The sequence below is a fragment of the Clostridium sp. JNZ X4-2 genome, from assembly GCF_054889485.1.
Genome location: NZ_CM142685.1, coordinates 2888813 through 2908116, shown reverse-complemented (window position 1 = coordinate 2908116; position 19304 = coordinate 2888813). Strand labels below are relative to the sequence as shown.

At 30.5% G+C, this 19304-nt stretch carries 12 protein-coding genes and 1 pseudogene; all 13 read left to right on the top strand.

Going from position 1 to position 19304, the window contains the following annotated elements; genetic code table 11:
- Positions 1-37 precede the first annotated feature (37 nt).
- Positions 38-1624 carry an SIR2 family protein gene (locus tag ACYUJ6_RS13965; protein WP_461843325.1) on the top strand — a complete coding sequence of 529 codons (1587 nt, stop codon included), beginning with the start codon at positions 38-40 and terminating at the stop codon, positions 1622-1624.
- Positions 1625-1887: 263 nt separating this feature from the next.
- Entirely contained in the window at positions 1888-5139 is a 3252-nt protein-coding gene (locus ACYUJ6_RS13960; RefSeq protein WP_461843324.1) for a type I restriction endonuclease subunit R, read from the top strand.
- A gap of 51 nt (positions 5140-5190) precedes the next feature.
- On the top strand, positions 5191-6789 hold the full coding sequence (locus ACYUJ6_RS13955; protein ID WP_461843323.1) for a competence protein CoiA family protein: 1599 nt from the start codon (positions 5191-5193) through the stop codon (positions 6787-6789).
- Positions 6782-8806 carry a hypothetical protein gene (locus ACYUJ6_RS13950; RefSeq protein ID WP_461843322.1) on the top strand — a complete coding sequence of 675 codons (2025 nt, stop codon included), beginning with the start codon at positions 6782-6784 and terminating at the stop codon, positions 8804-8806. Before ACYUJ6_RS13955 ends, ACYUJ6_RS13950 begins: the two co-directional genes overlap by 8 nt.
- A 6-nt stretch (positions 8807-8812) precedes the next feature.
- Positions 8813-9865 (top strand): hypothetical protein, encoded by a 1053-nt coding sequence (locus ACYUJ6_RS13945; protein ID WP_461843321.1) that lies wholly within the window; start codon positions 8813-8815, stop codon positions 9863-9865.
- Between the two features lie 20 nt (positions 9866-9885).
- Positions 9886-15219, top strand: a complete 5334-nt coding sequence (locus tag ACYUJ6_RS13940; RefSeq protein WP_229980505.1) for a DEAD/DEAH box helicase — start codon at positions 9886-9888, stop codon at positions 15217-15219.
- 247 nt (positions 15220-15466) lie between these two features.
- Positions 15467-15952: pseudogene (locus ACYUJ6_RS13935) on the top strand (IS5 family transposase); the annotation flags it as partial.
- Positions 15928-16332 carry an AAA family ATPase gene (locus tag ACYUJ6_RS13930; RefSeq protein WP_229980504.1) on the top strand — a complete coding sequence of 135 codons (405 nt, stop codon included), beginning with the start codon at positions 15928-15930 and terminating at the stop codon, positions 16330-16332. The pseudogene ACYUJ6_RS13935 and the gene ACYUJ6_RS13930, both read left to right, overlap by 25 nt.
- Positions 16317-16556 (top strand): hypothetical protein, encoded by a 240-nt coding sequence (locus ACYUJ6_RS13925; RefSeq protein ID WP_229980503.1) that lies wholly within the window; start codon positions 16317-16319, stop codon positions 16554-16556. Before ACYUJ6_RS13930 ends, ACYUJ6_RS13925 begins: the two co-directional genes overlap by 16 nt.
- Before the next feature lie 551 nt (positions 16557-17107).
- Positions 17108-17308 carry a hypothetical protein gene (locus ACYUJ6_RS13920; protein ID WP_229980502.1) on the top strand — a complete coding sequence of 67 codons (201 nt, stop codon included), beginning with the start codon at positions 17108-17110 and terminating at the stop codon, positions 17306-17308.
- A gap of 134 nt (positions 17309-17442) precedes the next feature.
- Positions 17443-17850, top strand: a complete 408-nt coding sequence (locus ACYUJ6_RS13915; protein WP_229980501.1) for a helix-turn-helix domain-containing protein — start codon at positions 17443-17445, stop codon at positions 17848-17850.
- A gap of 10 nt (positions 17851-17860) precedes the next feature.
- Positions 17861-18679 carry an ImmA/IrrE family metallo-endopeptidase gene (locus ACYUJ6_RS13910; protein ID WP_461843320.1) on the top strand — a complete coding sequence of 273 codons (819 nt, stop codon included), beginning with the start codon at positions 17861-17863 and terminating at the stop codon, positions 18677-18679.
- Positions 18672-19247 carry a hypothetical protein gene (locus ACYUJ6_RS13905; RefSeq protein ID WP_461843319.1) on the top strand — a complete coding sequence of 192 codons (576 nt, stop codon included), beginning with the start codon at positions 18672-18674 and terminating at the stop codon, positions 19245-19247. Before ACYUJ6_RS13910 ends, ACYUJ6_RS13905 begins: the two co-directional genes overlap by 8 nt.
- Positions 19248-19304: the final 57 nt, after the last annotated feature.

The window sequence follows — 19304 nt, the reverse complement described above, 5'->3', positions numbered from 1 at the left end:
TATGATTTTCCATTATTAACTCTTAATTAAAAAGAGGGTGATTAGAATAGAAAAACTCGAAGATGTATTTAGAAATTTTGATACAGCACCAGTTTTATTTATTGGTGCTGGCATCTCTAGAAGATATTTGGGGTTGGCAAATTGGGAAACTCTTTTGCGTGAAATGGCAAAATTGACTAAAGATAATGAGTTCGCATTTGAAATATATAGTAGAAAGGCTAAAAATGAGGGATTTAAAATTGGTGAGTTTCAGAAAATAGCAGAATTGATAGAACGTGATTTATCGGATATTTGGTTTGAAGATCCTAAGTTTGAGGAGAGTAGGAGAGAATATAAAGAACTTGCCTTAGCAGGAGCCTCGCCATTGAAAATAGAAATTGCTAAATATATTAAAAATAATTCTCTAAGTGTTAAGGAAGAGTATGCTGATGAAATTAAATTGTTCAAGAAACTAGGTAAAAAGAGTATAGCAGCAGTTATTACAACAAATTATGATAATTTTATAGAAGACAGTTTATATACTTATAGGAGATTTATAGGACAAGAAGAACTTATATTTTCAAATATACAGGGAGTAGGTGAAATATATAAAATTCATGGCTGTTGCACTGAACCGGATTCCATAGTAATTAATGAGAAAGATTACTTGAATTTTGAGGAAAATAATGCATATCTTGCAGCCAAGATATTGACCATTTTCTTGGAACATCCAATTATTTTTCTTGGGTATTCTATTGAAGATAAAGATATTAAGAGTATTTTAAAGGCAATAGTGAAATGTCTTTCAAAGGAAAAATTAGAGAAATTTAAAAAAAGGCTTATTTTTGTAGAATGGAATAATTCAAGTGAGGAGGATCAAATATCAACTCATAGTATATCTTTTGAAGATGAAAAAACTTTAAATATGACGAGGATATATATTAAGGATTATTCTAGATTATATAAAGCATTATTAAAAAATAAATTTAAATATAATACTGCTGTATTAAGAAGACTTAAGAAAGAAATTTATGACTTGGTTATCAATAATGAACCTACTACAAAAATGAAAGTTGTTGGAATAGAAGATGATGAAAATCTGGATAATATAGAAGTTGTAATTGGTGTAGGAGTTTTATCTCAATTTGGTAAAAAAGGATATTGTGGGTTAAAGGTTGAAGAAATATTTAAGGATGTTCTATTTGATAATGGAAATTATGACTCTAATCTTGTAGTTACTGAAAGTTTACCTATACTGCTTAAACGTAATACGGGAAGTGTTCCAATATACAAATATATATCAAAAGCGACAGTTGAAATACCTGCATATGTGCAGCGTGCAATTAAAACAGGATATGAGGATCTATTAAGTAGATATATACGTACCAATAGAAAAAGACAAGACTACATTGATAAAACTGTAAATGATATTGTACCAAATAATGCTCCTAATAAGAGCTTATGGCTAATTTCCTTTTTACAAGAGGAAAATATTGATATTGAATCACTTGGCAATTTTTTAAGAGATTATTATAAAAATAATCCTGATATTTTTAGTAATGGTGCAAGTACTGATAAAACTAATTTTAGACGATTGATTAAGATATATGATTGGTTAAAATATAGTAAAATAAAAGAATCCTAGTACATTTAGTAAGGATTAAATCACTCACCAAACAACTAAGATTCTTAACAGTCTATTGAATAATGCCAATTGACGAATAGCAAGGAGTGAGAATCACTTGCCTCGTTTAAGCACTATATTATTAACATATGTTATTGTATTTAAATTATACATGAAAAAGATTGTTAAGGCAATATAAAAATTTTCCATAGAAGCAAATAGTTGTTTTTTGTATAGAAATGTCATATAAGATGATAAAATAAATATAAGGAGGGGGTTATGCTATGAGTGCACTTGAAAATTTTACGGAAGATCAGCTTGAACAGGCAACTGTAGAAATATTTAAGGAACTTGAATATGATTATGTTTTTGCGCCTGATATATCCTGTGACGGAGATTATCCTGAAAGGAAAGATTATAGGAATGTCATTTTAAAGGATAGAGTTAAGGATGCACTGTTTAGAATAAACAGGGATTTGCCGGAGGAAGCCCTTGAAGATGCCTACAGGCAGATAATAACTTTTAACAGTCCTGTGCTTGAGGAGAACAACAGGCATTTTCATAGACTTTTAACGGAGGGTGCGGAAGTTTCCTATATGGAAGGCGGACTGGCAAGGACAAAAAGAGCTTATATTGTGGATTTTGAAAACAATAGCAATAATGAGTTTTTGGTGGCAAATCAATTTACCATTGTTGAAAATGAAGAGAGAAGACCTGATCTTGTAGTATTTGTAAATGGTATTCCACTAGTGGTCATTGAGCTTAAATCTGCTTCTGATGAAAATGTAGGGATTGAAAATGCCTACAATCAAATTCAAACCTATAAAAGGGATATACCTTCTCTTTTTAACTACAATGCCTTTTGTGTAATATCTGATGGAATTAATGCAAAAGCTGGAACCATAACCTCTAATGAAGAAAGATTCATGAATTGGAGAACCATAGATGGAGAAAATATTGAGCCTCTGTCTGTTCCACAGTACGAAGTGCTGTTTAGGGGAATGTTTGAGAAAGAAAGATTTGTTGATATAATTAAGAATTTTATTTTATTTCAGGAATCCAAAGAAGAGGAAAAGGATTCATATGGAAACAAAATTGGGGATAAAAAGACCATAATAAAAATACTTGCAGGGTATCATCAATATTTTGCCGTTAAAAAGGCACTGGAGAAAACTAAAATTGCAATAAGTGCCCATGGAGACAGGAAAATAGGCGTTGTCTGGCATACTACAGGTTCGGGAAAGAGCTTTACCATGGTATTTTATGCAGCACTTCTAGCTGAAAAATTCAATAATCCTACTATAGTGGTTATAACTGATAGAAATGATTTGGACGATCAGTTGTACAGAACCTTTTCGAAATCGGAGGATCTTCTCAGGCAGACTCCCAAGCAGGCTGATGTGAGAAAATTGACCGATGAACAGAAAAACCAGCAGGTTAAAGAAAATGTAAGAGAAATCAATGGACTTTATGATCTGTTAAATGACAGGGAATCCGGTGGAATTATATTTACCACTATTCAAAAATTCAGGCCGGAGAGTGATGAAATGCCGGTTTTAACAGACAGGAGAAATGTGATAATTATTGCTGATGAGGCTCACAGAAGCCAGTATGGTCTGGAAGCAAAAACAGATGCTAAAACAGGTAAGGTAAAATATGGATATGCCACGCATTTGAGGGATGCACTTCCCAATGCCTCTTTTATAGGATTTACAGGTACACCCATTGAGAATGAAGACAAATCCACACCGGCGGTATTCGGCCATTATATAGACGTTTATGATATGACAAGGGCTGTTGAGGATGAAGCCACAGTTAAAATATACTATGAAAACAGGGTAATAAAGCTTGAGACCAATGATGAAGAACTCAAGAAGATAGATGATGAATTTGAAGAAATTACAGAAGGCCAGGAAGAAAGGGAAAAGGAGAAAAATAAATCCAAATGGTCAAGACTTGAGGCAGTGGTTGGATCGCCTAACAGGATCAAAAAACTTGCCCAGGATATTGTGAATCATTATGAGGAAAAGGCCAAAACCGTCGATGGAAAAGCCATGATTGTATGTATGAGCAGAAAGATTTGTGTGGATCTGTATGATGCAATTGTAAAATTGAGGCCGGATTGGCACAGTGATGATTTGTACAAGGGTAAGATTAAAATTGTCATGACTGGAAGCGCTGCGGACGAGCCCAGGATGCAAAAACATATTGGAGGGAAACAGAGGCGTGATACTCTTGCCAAAAGGATGAAGGACAATGAGGATGAACTTAAAATAGTTATTGTCCGTGATATGTGGCTTACAGGTTTTGATGTTCCATCTTTGCATACAATGTATATTGACAAGCCTATGAAGGGCCATAATTTAATTCAGGCAATATCAAGAGTCAATAGAGTTTTTAAGGATAAGGCTGGTGGGGTCATAGTTGATTATCTGGGTATTCTTGAAAGTTTAAAAAAGGCTTTGAATGAGTATACGGACAATGACAGGAAGAATACTGGAATAGATACCTCTGCAGCGGTGGCGGTCATGCTGGAAAAACTGGAAATTTTACAGGACATGATGTACGGTTTTGATTATTCCGATTATATGGGTAAGTCACAGGCGGGAAGAATCAGGGCAATTACCGGCGGAATGAATTTTGTATTGGGAAAATCTCAAAAAGAGCAGAAGGAATTCAAACAGATAGCAGTAGAACTTGCAAAAGCCCATTCGCTCTGTGCAGCTACACCTGAAGGGAAAGAATCCGCATTTGAGGTAAGTTATTTTAAATGTGTAAAGGCAAGCCTTGCAAAGCTTCAGGACAAAAAGCTTCGGAAAAAATCCAAAAGAGAGATTGAAGAAAGAGTAAACCAAATGCTTCAGCGTTCCATAATATCGGAGGAAGTAATAGATGTATTTGATGTTATGGGTATTGAAAAGCCTGATATATCAATTTTATCAGAGGAGTTCCTTGAAGAGATCAAAAATATACAATATAAAAATCTTGCTGTGGAAATGCTGAAAAAATTGCTTGAAGGTAATATAAAGACCATGGAGAAAGGCAATCTTGTAAAGTCGGAAAAATTCTCCGAAAAACTCAAGAGGGCTCTGAATAAGTATAGAAATCAGGCTATTACCAATGCAGAGGTTGTAGAAGAACTTATAAAAATGGCTAATGAAATGAAGAAAGATGTGGAGAATGAAAAAGATTTGGGAATGAATAGAGATGAGGTTGCTTTTTACTACGCCCTGACAGCAGATGATGCTGTAAAACAATTTATGAAAGATGATGTTTTGAAGAAAATAGCTCATGAGCTGACTGCAGCAATCAGAAAAAATATAACTATTGACTGGAGTATAAGAAAAAGTGCCCAGGCAGGTATGAGGAGAATTATAAAGAGACTTTTGAAAAAATATGATTATCCTCCCAAACAGGCTAAAAGTGCTTTGAAAACTGTAATGAAGCAGGCTGAATTAATGTGTGGTAATGTGGAAAGCCATGCACATTCAGGTTATGGGAAAGTTGCGGAAGATGAAGGGGATTATAAAGTCTGATATTCTACATTGAATATTGGCAATCTTATGTAATTTGTGTGGAGGTACAGAATGAAATTTGGTATTGATAAAGAAGGCAGAAAAGTACATTATAAAAATGCTTTACAATGGAAACAATATTTTTGCCCTTATTGTACGGAAAAATTAGTTTTGAGGAATGGTAAAAAACCTTGTTTTGCACATAATGTGATAAAAGAGAGGACACCTTTGCAACGTACATGTCCTGAGTATCATGAAAATACAGTCTATGGAAAAATTGATAATGCAGCAGATGTTGTATATATTAATAATGGGGGAATTCCATTATATTTATGTAACGATGGAAATAAATTTGAACTCCGTGCTTATTTTCCTAGCATAAGCGAAAACTGCAGAAATAAATTGATAGAAAATCGAATAGAAGTTTTTATAAATAAGAAGAGGTGGTGTTGTGTAGAAAATTTAGGCTATTATCCAGTATATTATATTACTAAATGGATAGATGTCAGTATTAAACCAGACAAAGAATTTGAAGAAGTAAGAAGAAAATGGCTGTATGGAATAAGAGGAATTGATATAGAAAATGATATATATCATGCTAATAATGAAGGGGGATATCGTGTAACTATAAAGGCAAATATTTACATTGGTAAAAAATACAGAATGATGTTTTCAGAAAAAGCACCTTGGGTTAACGGTATTGTATTTAAAAATATAGGTCAAATTAAATTAAAGGAAACTTGGAAACGAAAACTATTTAATATATATGAAATGGAAATTACAAAATTTACAGAAGAAGCAAGACAGTTTATAGAAGGAAAAGGCTATCATCTTACTGAGAAAATAAATGAAATTATACCTTTGTGGCCGCCTGCTGTATGTAATGGAAAAGAACTTACTTTTGATGGTGACGCAGCTTGGTTCTATCATTCACCTAACAGTAGTGGCGAATACCTTTACGAGATACAAGATGGGAAAATGTATTTTTTATCGGGAAATAGGGCCTTTAAAATCTCTGATATATCTGTATGCAGTGAAAAAGCCGTTGTAATTACAAATAAAGTAATTAAAAATCAAAAAATGTTAGATAATGCAGATGATACGTATGTTTCAGCAGAAATTAAATATATTTTAAATTATAAAAAGAGGTTAAACGATAAAAATTTATTAGAACCTAAAATAATAATAAAAGATATTGAAGGGAAGATTATTGATTATAGTCAGAGTAATGATTCTGTCCCTGAAAAAGGTATTTTGTCTGTTGATGCTAATGTTCCAGTTATAGCAAGAGTAATAAAAGATAATTATTGTGTATATTCAGGTAGATATGGCTTAGAGGGAATAGCTTACGGAAGTACAGTAAATATTGATTGCAGGGGATTCGGAAATATATATTACAGATATAATAAAATTTGCAAGTATAGCAAAATAGATTGGAAAGGGATATGTGAAAAATTTTATAAATACAAAGGGGCGGTTACAGGCCCTTCGACTTATGAAAATAAAATATTATTGTACAAGCTTAAAAGAAATCTTACTAAAGAAAACAGAGAGATCTATAAAATCTTATATAAATGGATTTGGACAGAAAAAGTACCTGTAAATCTGCAGGGACTTTTACATGAAATGGAGGAAAATATGTACTATGATTCAACTGGAAAAATTGGATAAAAATAAAATAAAGTTAATGATAGAATTTTTTTTGCCTATAACGTCTGAATTAATAGAATTTTTAAAGAAAAATAGAAAATCATTTGGAAATGAATTTGATGGATCAGATTTTAAGTTGGATTCGCTAGTATTGCCAACTAAAGTGCCAAATGCTTTTTCAAATGAGATTAGACGGAAAAATAATAAAGTAATTAGTTTTGTTAAAAAAAATGTAAGTGAAAAGTTAGATGAAATTAATCAATACATAAAATCAAAAATGGATTCAATGCAAAATATGGAAAAGATAATACAAAGTAGTGAAGAAGAAGACTATATAAAATTAGTAGATATTTTATTAGAAAAAATAGAGCCAAAATATATAAAAAAGAGTTCAAAATGGGTTTTATTATTTTTAGATCTAAATGAAATTCATCTTAATACAAAACAGGCCAAAATGATTGAAAGCAGTATTGAAAAAGCTGTTGAACGTAAGAAAATAAAAGAACAAGTGCAAAGGGAAGAAAAACAAAGATTAGAGATAAAATATGAGGAAAAACTTAAAATTGCACAAGATAAATTTAAAAACGAAAATCAGATTTTAAGTTTACAGATTTTAGAAAAAGAAAATATTATTGAAGATATAAATCAAAAGCTTGATGAAAAAAATGAATATATAGATGAGCAACAAAAAAATTATGAGCATTTAAAAAATAAATCGGAATCTTTGAAATCTAAAATTAATGAAGTTAAGAGAGAATTAAACCATAACAAAGAAGAGTGGCAGCAAAATATAAACAAGGAAAATCAGAAAAATCAAAAGTTAAAAGATATAAATGAAGATCAAAATAAAAAGATTGAGTACCTAGAAAATGAATTAAATCGACAATATGAAGATTATAGCAATGAATACAAGGTAAGATGGAAAAAAGAGAATCAATTAATAATAGATAGAGAAATATATGAAAAGAATAGCTTAGAGGAAAATATTAGGAAATTGCGAAAAGAAGTTGCTGACTTAAAAAAAGAAATTATAAACTTAAATGAGCAAAAAGAAAAATCTCAGAAAAAATTAAAAGAATATAACAGTGTATTAAGTGATTTTATTAATAATATTGATAAAAAGCTTATTGAATCAGCGTTAGAATCTTCAGTTTTAAATATAAAGGAATTGCAGACAAAAGAGAATAATATGCAGTTGTATATTAAGCATCAAACTAAGTGTAATAAAATAGATCTATGTAAAGGTATAGATAAATATGAATGGAGTGACACAATATCACTCAATCTTGAAAACATAGGTGTAGGAAGAGATAGAGATGAATGGTCAGATTATGTAATAAGTGTATTGGCAGCTAAAATGATACCACTTATTGTAGGATGCAAGACCAGGGAAATTGCCAAAGCCATAAGCTGTTCATATGCAGGAGAAACACCTCTTATTATAACCTTACCAGCAGGATATAGTAAAATAAATGAATTGATAGATCTTTATCATAATTCTGAAGCAAAGATTATTTTAATAGAAAATGCAATAGGTCAGATGAATGAATCTTTAATGCTGCCGCTTTTTAAAGAGTATACTGAATCAGAAGAAGACAATAAAATTATATTGATTTCATGTGAAGATATTGATATGGTTAATTTAATGCCGTCATATTTATTTGAATATCTGGCACTTATTGAAATATTAGATATTAGACCAGTGATACAATGTAATTATAATTATGCCGATAATACGGAAATGTTGCGATCAATTAGAAAAAGTGAATTGAATATAAAGGATAGTTATAAAAAGCTAAGTAAACTGCTTGAATATGTTGGATTTAAAAATCCCTATATAATTACTAGAAGCCTCATACTAGCTTATTTGTACAATATGAATATGGAGGATATGGGAAATGCGCTTAAATGCTTAAGTATATGTGATTTAAAATCAATGTTTAAAGATGATGGTATAAAAGAAAAAATAGGGAGTAATATAGATAACTATCCTGATTGTTTTACACAGGATTTAAAGGAATCTATAGCAGGTGATTAATATAATATGTATGAATTGATATCGCAAATTTCACAGGATTTAAGAATGTATCCTTTTGATAGTGAAACAGATGAGAAGTATGGTAGTAGAGTTATATATTGTGCGTTAGCAGCCTGGGCAAAAGTTCAAATCCTAGGAAATTCCTATGTTGAAATAATGAATGAAACTGAAAGAGAATATCCATGCGTAAGTCAACGCTATGTAAATGAAAGACTAAGACATGTTGCTAATGGGTTAGTTAATGCAATTCCTCATTTAAAAAAGTGGACAGAAGTAAATGACACCCGGTCAGTAAAAAAAGAGTTGAGTAATTATATAATTGAAAAATTGATTTTTTGTTATCAAATAAATAAAACATGTAAAACACAGTGGCTGACATCATCACCTGAGCGAATAGTATATTTTAAAAACAATGAATTGATTTTGGGTGGTGTAGATTGGAACAGTAGTCTTAAAGGGGCTTGTGCTGTTGGCTTGGGAGAATGGAGAAATAAAAAGCAACAATGTGAACCTAATTATAGGAAAGTGTTTAATATACCTGAATGCAACTTAGAGGAATATTATAGATCTTTAGAAGAAAATGCTTCCTGGCAGCTAGATGAATTAGAAGATGACTATGAATATTTTAGTGGAGAAAATGGCTTGTGGCACAGCAAAGCCTGGAGAAAACTTAATAGATCATGTATTCCTAATGGTATTTCATTACTTAGAAGAAGTGATCAGAAATGCAATTATGTTTTACTGTATCATGAAAAAGGAAAATTTTTTACGGCCAAACTGGATGAATGGTATTATAGGGAGAAAGAGATAAACAGAATTATGTATGCTTTGGATTATTATCGTGGTAAGCCTGCAATATTTAAAGCAAAAACAAATGGAAAAATAATAGAATTGCATTGCCATAGTAGATTACCTGATGCAGAGACCAGAATACTTTTAATGTCATCCTGGCCTAAAAGAACGTATGACGATATTTATTTAAGAGAAATTCCTGTATTTATGTGGGAAGATATAGAAGATATGCTGGATGGATTAGGGATTCAAGTAGTATTTAAATAACTATAGAAAGGAGAAAAATAGTGAGTCAATTAGGAATCAGAAAGATACATGAAAAGCTAAAGGAAAAACTTGCAAATTATATTAAGGCTCAATATTTTGCAGAAAATGATTTGTTACTAGAAGCTACAAAATCAATGTTAAATGAAGAAGGTGTATTGTTCCGGGAGCCTTTTATTGAAGTAACACAAAATTATAAGGTTGAGATAGAAGGATTTAAAAATGCAGATTTGGATGAAAATATAAAGAGATACTTAGATTATTTAGTAAAAAATAATTTAGGTGTTTTTGATACACCTTTTTCACATCAAGTTAAAGCACTCGAAGCTTTTTATCATGATAAAGATATGTTAGTTACGACTGGGACTGGTTCAGGTAAAACAGAATGTTTTCTTTGGCCTATATTAACTGAGATGATAGGACAAGCAGCTGCTGATATAAATAATTGGGAACAAGAAGGTATAAGAGCACTTATTTTATATCCAATGAATGCTCTAGTATCAGATCAACTGGGAAGAATACGCAATATTGTAGGAAGAGCAGATGATGCTTATATGAACCTTATGAAACAGGAAAGTAATAATGATGTCAGAAGATTAAGGTTTGGTATGTATACGGGACGTACACCTTATTCAGGAAAAGAAGATAAAAATAAAAATAAGAAGCTTTCTAAATTATTGAAAAGTACATATTATCAAAAAGGTGAATATAAGAAAATGTTATATGAAGAATTGAAAAAAGCAGGAAAAATTCCAGCTAAAGATTTAAATGCTTTTATTTGTGCCCTGGATAAGGGAATTCAAGTAACCGGGGAGAATGATGCTGAACTTCTGACGCGTACTGAAATGCAGAAAATATGCCCTGATATCCTTATTACTAATTACAGTATGCTTGAATTTATGCTTATGAGACCTATTGAGCAGTGCTTTTGGGAAAAGACAAGAAAATGGTTAAAACGTTCAATAAATAATAAACTTTTATTAGTCATAGATGAAGCTCATATGTATAGAGGTGCTGCAGGGGGAGAAGTTTCTTTACTTATTAGAAGACTATTGGATAAGTTAGATATTAGCAGAGAACAAGTTAAATGTATATTAACTAGTGCTAGTGTACCGCCTAACAGTGAAAAGGAATTACGAGAATTTGCTTGTGGTTTAACAGGGCAAAGTTTGAAAAAAGATAAATTTTCTATTATTGAAGGAGAGAAAACGCTGCTACTAGGTCATGAAAAAGGTAATAAAGAAGATGTGAATTGCCTTTTACAGCTTGACTATGATAAATTACAGGGTGATGAAAAGAATTTAAAGGATCAGCTTATTATACTCTCGCAATCATTCAAGTGGGGGAAAATTACAGATAATTATAATGATTGGCTCTATGAAAAATTATCTAAATATCCACCTATGTTGGAACTGATTAGATTATGCAGTGGTAGTGCTGTTCCATTTAAGAAAATTGCCAAATGTGTTTTTAAAGGAGTTTCTCAAGAAGATGCAGAAAAGGCAACGGAGATTTTATTAGCATTAGGAGCATTATCACGATCTAGAGATGGTAAGGTATTACTTTCAGCTAAAGTGCATTTATTATTCAGGGGAATAAATGGTATATATGCTTGTATAAACCCGGAGTGTAAAGATAATCATGAAATAATGGGAATAAAAATAGGACATATTAGCAATCAGCCTAATTTTACATGTCCTAAATGTGGAGGAAGGGTTTTTGAGCTTGTCGGAGATAGACGATGTGGCACATTATTTATTCGAGCATTTAAAGAAAGTGAAGATATGGGATATCACACGTTTTTATGGCAGGATAGCAGTAAATTTATCGATAATCCTAGAGAAATACATTTGTGGTTGGCACCAAAGTATAGAACTAAAGATGATATATTTAAAGAGGGAGTAAAAAATAGTAAATCAAGAAAAGAATCTATATTTGGATATATTAACAGTCAGACAGGAATTTTATATGAAGGAGAAGAATTTTCTAATAAAAAAGGATTTATTAGAGTATTAATACCGAGAACTTATGATAAAGATAAAAAAATGTATACTTTTAAGATGTGTCCCAATTGCGGGAGAGAAAAAAATAATCCAACACCATTTAGGGTAAGGGGAAATGAACCTTTTGCCAATTTAGTTACAGAGCAGTTGATAGATCAGCCAGTTAAAAATGCAAAATTGAAGAATGAGGGAAAAAAAGTGCTCCTGTTTTCTGACAGTAGGCAGCGTGCAGCTACACTAGCACGTGATTTGACAATAGCGACTGATGGAGATGCAGGAAGACAAGCCATTTTTATGGCGCAAAAAGAGTTAAATAAAAGATATGGTGAAGAGCAGAAATCGCTTGATATATTGTATTATGCATTTCTTAAGGTTGTTGAGGAAAATAATATTTCATTTTTTTATGGAGATGAAAAAAAAGAATTTAATGAACAATTAGAACGTTATAGAGATATGTATGGTAGTAAAAATAAAAAAGGGTTAGATTATGAAAGAATGGCGAGAAGGTTAGGAACTCCACCTAAAATGTTTTATCAGCTTCTTTTAAAAAACATCAGTGATAGTTATCGTTCTTTTAATAACCTTTGCTTAGGACAAATTGTTCTTTTAGAAAAAGGTGAAGATGCAGAGGAATTGGAGGAATTAGTATTAAAAGGAGTAAAAAGAAATACTGGATTAGATGTAAATATTATTAGAAATATATATAATACATGGATTCAAAATATTTTAGTTAAAGATATAGCTATATTTCCATCAGTATCTGATGAAGTGAGGAACAGTATATTACCTTTCGATAAAGGGAACTTAGGTATTAGAGAAGAAGATAAGTTTCCTAAATATTTGATTGAAATACTAAAGTCAAATGGAATAAATAAAAATCAGATAGAAGAGATGAGAAGAAATTTTGTTTTACTGCTTACTGATGTAAACAAAGACAGCCATGTATCTCATAATAATAGATATTTGCTGTCGAGCAATTTGATGTTAAAAACAAATGAAAATGGTAAATGGTATAGATGCAATAGGTGTTCAGGCACATCTACATTTACTTTATTTGATAGTTGTATTTATTGTGGCAGTAAGGATTATTTATCAGAGATGTCACAAAAAGACTTAGAAAGATATGATTTTTGGAGAAAGCCTGTAATAGAAGCGATACAAGGAAGAAAAATTAAGAACTTTGTGACTGACGAGCATACAGCACAATTATCTCATAAAAGCCAAGAAAATGATGTTTGGGCAACTACGGAAAAAAATGAAATGCTTTTTAGAAATATTTTAATAAAAAAGAATAGTGAGCCAATTGACATTTTAAGTTGTACGACTACTATGGAGGTAGGAATTGATATTGGGTCATTAACAGCAGTTGGCTTGAGAAATATACCGCCTATGAGGGAAAACTATCAACAACGTTCCGGACGTGCAGGAAGGAAAGGTGCAGCTGTTTCTACCATTGTAACATATACAGAAAATGGACCGCATGATGCATGGTATTTTAATCATCCAGGAGAGATTATTTCAGGTAATCCCAGAATACCCTGGATTGACTATACTAATGAAAAACTAATCGGAAGACATCTGAATTTGATTTTATTACAAGAATTTTTTATGTCCTATGAAATGAGTATGGCTGACATAGATGTTATAAATTTCTTTTCAGAGGAAGTAAAGCCCAATTATCTAAATTTCATTGAATGGCTAAAAGATAGATTACCATTGTCACAAGAAAGAGTAAGAAGACTCATACCTGATGAAATTTCAATTAGTTGGGATAAATATGAAAAAGATATAACAAAGCAGCTTCAAGAAATAAAAGTAAAAGTTAATAAAAATCCAATTATTTACAGGGCAAGTAAAAAATGTGAAGAAGACGAAAAAGAGAAATATATTTCATTGATGAATGAGCTCTTTACGGAAGGCCTATTGCCAACATACTCTTTCCCAAGAGATATTGTACATTTTTGGGTTGAAGATAAATATGGTAAAGTAGAACAAAGTCCTGAAAGAAGTATTGATATTGCCCTTAGTGAATATGCTCCGGGCCGTATGCTTGTTATTGATAAAAAGTCCTATATTTCAGGCGGTTTATATGATTATTATACTAAGTATAATAAGGAATATGCATATAAAGCTGCGGAACCATGGTTAAAGATGAATGAATATAATAAACGCATTTATTGTTGTGAGAATCATGACTGTGGATGGTTTGGATTAGAAAACAAAACAGGAGTTTGTCCATTGTGTGGAGGTAGTTTAAGGGAAGAAATTTTGATTAAACCTTGGGGATTTACAGCAAGAGATGGAATGAAAATTCCAGAAGTGAGAGATAATCAAGAATACTCCATTGTAAGTAAACCTTCCTATGCTTCAGTTTATGGTGATACAAGTAAAATGGATTCAATATCAAAAACAGGGCTGATTTGTATGGAAAATAGAAAAGATCAGCAATTGATTCTCGTCAATAAAGGACCTGATGATGAAGGTTTTGATTTATGTACTAAATGTGGTGCCATTGATCCATGTGTAAGCTCGGGTAAAGATAAAAAAGAACGAAAGAGACCGTATAAAGTTTCTTATAAATGGAAGAAAGATATGCAAGAATGTTCTCATACGAGACAAAAAGTATTTTTGGGCTGTGATATACATACTGATATGCTCGTTTTAGAATTAAAATTGGAAAATGAATATATTAATATTGCTAAAGATAGTTTAAACATATGGGTAATACCCGCAGCGACATCATTATCTGAAGCATTAGCACTAGCAGCTAGTAAGGTCTTGGATATTGAATTTAGTGATTTAAGATCAGGATATCGGTTAAGATATGGTAAGGAAAGTATTTATGTAGATATATATTTATATGATAGTTTATCAAGTGGAGCTGGATATGCAAATAGAGTTGCAGATCTAATAGAGGAAGTGATGGACGAAGCTGAAAATAGATTAAAAAAATGTAATTGTGAAACAGCATGCCCAAATTGTTTGCAAAATTTTTGGAATCAATCTATCAGGGCAAATTTGGATCGCAAGGCAGGATTACAGTTGTTAAACTGGGTGAGAAAGGGTGAATTAGCTGAAGTTGATCAAAAAAAAGAAATTGATTATATGAAAACACTTGAAGAAATAGCACAATTGCAGGAAGAACCAGGTCACATTATAAAAGGAGAAAATAATTATTGGATAAATATAGGAACACTAAAGAAAAAAATAAAAATATATCCTGCAATGTGCAATATGAATAAAATAGATAGAGATAAAGAGACAATTTTAATACCTGATAGATTGTTTAAGGTGTCTATTGCAAATGTGTGGAAAATAGTAGAGAAATATATTTATAATAAATCTAATTTATAAATTAGATTAGATCGTGTCTGAAAACTAAATATTGCGCAAAAATCGAGTTTTAGGTAAAATAAAAAACTCGGAGGTTGCAAATATGGCATGAAAACGTTATGAAATATTGGATGAACAATGGGATCAAATAAAAAATTTAATTCCAATAGCAAAAACAGGAAGATCTCCAAAAGATAACTGACTTATATTTAATGCCATACTATGGACTGCAAGAAGTGGTGTAGTATAGCGTGATGATTTACCAGAACATTTTGGTCCATGGAAAACTGTATGCAGCCGTTTTTGTAAGTGGCGTAATGATGGTACTTTAGTAACAATTTTTAGAGAATTAACTTCAGAGGCAGATTATGAAAAATTAAGCATTGACTCAACATGTATAAAAGCTCACCAGCATAGTACTGGTGCTAAAAAGGGGCTTATAAACAGTGAAACAAAACAGCATATTGGACTAAGCTGTGGTGGATATATCATAAAAATTCATGCAGTTGTTGACGTGCTTGGTAATCTAATCTATTTTCAATTATCATCTGGTAATTTACATGATAGTACACAGGCTGTAGATGTTTTTTCCAACATTGATATAAAAGATAGTAATATCTTGGCAGATAAAGCATACGGTACAAACCAAATTAGAGAATATATTATTTTCAAGAAGGTCTTATATACTATTCAACTAAAATCTAATGCAAAAAACCCGTGGGCTTGTGAATGTATAAAGAACGTCATTTGGTAAATGAAATTGAAAAATATTATGATAAGAAATATGATTTCATTTTAGTAGATTTACCATCGGTATTTAATGCATTAGTGAGATCAGCTTTATATTGCTCAGATTATTTTTTAGTTCCATGTATCCCAGATTCTTTTTCTGCATATTGTGTTGGATTAATTGGTGAAGTATTACCAATGTTTATTAATGATTGGCAGCAGGGTAAATCGAGATATATAAATTTAAATAAATATGATAAATTGATACTTACAAAGGGGCAACCCAAATTTGCAGGATGGGTTTTTAATGGATTTGAAACAAGAAAGAATAAGAAAACAGGAGTAGATAAAGCACAATTTGAAAGAATAAAATATGTAGTGGAAAAAAGTTGGTTAAAAGTTTAGATGCAATAGATGCATATAAATGTTTACCAAAATTCTTGACTACTGAACCAGTAGCTAAGATTGAAGATTTAAATATTATGGCTCCTAATAGTATTATTCAAAATTTACCAATTAAATATTTACATAAGTCAAGACCTATACGAGATATTGGTAGAGGAGCTTGGGCAAAAACACAAGTTGATCTAATGAAAAATACGGATAAAAGATTTGATAATTTAGTATGATATATAATTTATAATTTTTGAAAGTAAAGTATATTAAATAGGGTTATTAGTAGACGATTACTATTAAAATTGCATAGGAATTTCCATTGGTAATTTACGATAATACTGATATACACAATGATTGAGTAATTAAATTTATGAAATAATAGACCAGGTGGTAAATAAAATGAAATATTCATTTTCTAAAAAGGAATTTTTAAGTGTTTAAAATAAATTATATGATACAATTGAAGGCATAATACTTAAAGAAAACATTATAGCTAATATAGATTATAATTTAGTTGAACGAGAAATACTTTATAAGCTAGAAAATTAATAAAGAGCTGAAAATTATTGATATTTATAATAATAATATTTCTTGGATTAATAATGATGAATTTAGATTAATAAAAAATATTATGGAACAATTTAATACTGATGAACATGTGAAGATTTTTAAAGAAATCAGAAATCCTTTTACACATAGAAGCAATCCAGGAATAGACTGTATTTCACTAAAAAGTTTTGAATATAAAAAACCGAATCTGTTAACATGAAAAATGCTTTTGCAAATGGATGAAAGACTGGGAATAAAAAATGCAAAGAAATTTAATTACATAATTACTCCAGCTGCTCCACTAGAGAAACAAATAAAATTTGAAGATATTATAGATGCATGGAAATTATTTATTGGTGGATTGGGAAGTTTACTTAAAAATGCAGCAATATTAAAGGAATATATAAGTGAATTTGAAAAAGTAGAAAATGAATAAAAATAAATAATATTTTTAATAATAATATAAATCTATAAGTAAAAAGCTCAAAAAGATACATATGTAAAAATATTTTTTACATATGTATCTTTTTTTACAATATTGGTCTATAATATAAGTAAGGAGGTAATAGTATGGATATAGCAGAAAAGTATGGTGAAATGCAGTTAAAATCTTATATATACGACAATAGATATAAAATAGGCTCTAACATTCTTCAATTTATTAGAGATAATGGGTACACTAAGTCATCTTTTTCAAAATTAGCTGGTATTTCCAGACCGACTATTGATAAATTGGTTAAGGGTGAAATAGACAACAATACAACACTAAAAAAGCATGTGGATAAGATTATTGCAACCTTTAATATAAATCTTGAAGAATTGATGGATTATAAACATCTGGAGTCAGAAAGTAAATGTAGAATTGTAGCATCTGATAATGCACCGGAGGAATATAAATTAAGTGACAGTGCTAAGAGAATGTTGGGATTTTTAGATGATATAATAGATCTTTATGAAGTTTATAATGAGGATAGGTAGGTTGATAAATATGTCTCAATATATAACATCTCAGAATTTAAATGAAGTTATACAAGCAAATAAAAAAATAAGGAATGAAATTGAAAACTTTAAAAGTGATTTCTTTATTAATTATAACAAAATTGGAATAACTGGTTTTGATAAGTTAGCTTTTGAAGTTCTAAAGAAAAATTATAATTTAATACAGCTGCCAATAGATGACGAATATTGGGGGGGAGCCATATTTATTAGAAATAATTTCAAAATACCTGTCATTAATTCAGCACAGCCTAGAGTTTATCAATTTTTTATTGCATGGCATGAAATATTTCATTTACTTTATGATAATTCCATAGTTGAGGGACAACACAATATAAAAGCGGAAAAAATGGAACTGAATGAGAGAAAAACAGATTACTTTGCTGCCAGAATGTTATTGGGAGATGTCTATAGATATTATTATTCATTGGAAAGCGATGAGTTTATAAATAAAATTGCTAGGTGCATGGATGTATTCAAAGCACCCTATAAGGCTGTATTAATTCAGTTATATGAGGATGCCGTAGATGTGTTCAATGACATTGGATTGAAAAGACTTATAATTGAAAATTTTGATAAGAAGCCAGAAAATCTAGTTGAGTTATTTGAAAACTTGGAATTGGATAATGATTTGGTTAAGCCATCTAATATAATAAGTTTTGGGGGATTGGATAAAAAAATAGAGCTATTGTCGAAAAAAGAACCGGATGTTGATTATCACAAGGACAATTTGAAATTTTTAAATAAACTCAAGGATCTGATGAAGAGAGAGCTAAATAATGGAAATAATTCAGGTAAAGAAATTGATTGAAATATTAAGTTCCAGTACTCCTAAAAAAATTGGAATCCTTGGTAATAATACGATTAGTTTTTTAATAAATGTAAGTGAATATATTTGTATAGAAAAAATATTGACAAATTATGATCTGCTACTAATACCTAATTGGATTTATGAAGAAGTAAGAGATTCAAAGGGAAGGGTAGGTTATATAGAGAAAATTTTTAACAGGGGCATAAAAATTTTTGCGATAGATGAGAGAGGCTATGAAAAATTAATAAATTATAGAGCGATATGGCTGTATAAATTTTTCCTCTACTCCTCGTATAAAATTGGTGAGTTAAAAAGTTTTATAAAGAGATATATCGAAAAAGGTCAACCCCTGGAAGAATTAGAAGATTATCAAGTATGGTTGAACTTATTGTATTATAATGGATTTGAAGGTAAAATGCTTAGAAATGGAAGAATGAAAAAGAAAAATGCAGGTGAAATTTCCATAAGTATTTTATCCTTAATTATATCATATATCTATTTTAAGGCAAATCATACTATAACTATTTCTCAGGGCAAACGCATGAAAAATAATATTTTATTATTTTAGAAATTCTAATCAAAAATAAATGTCATGAATATTAAATTTTTACAATTTTTAGCATAG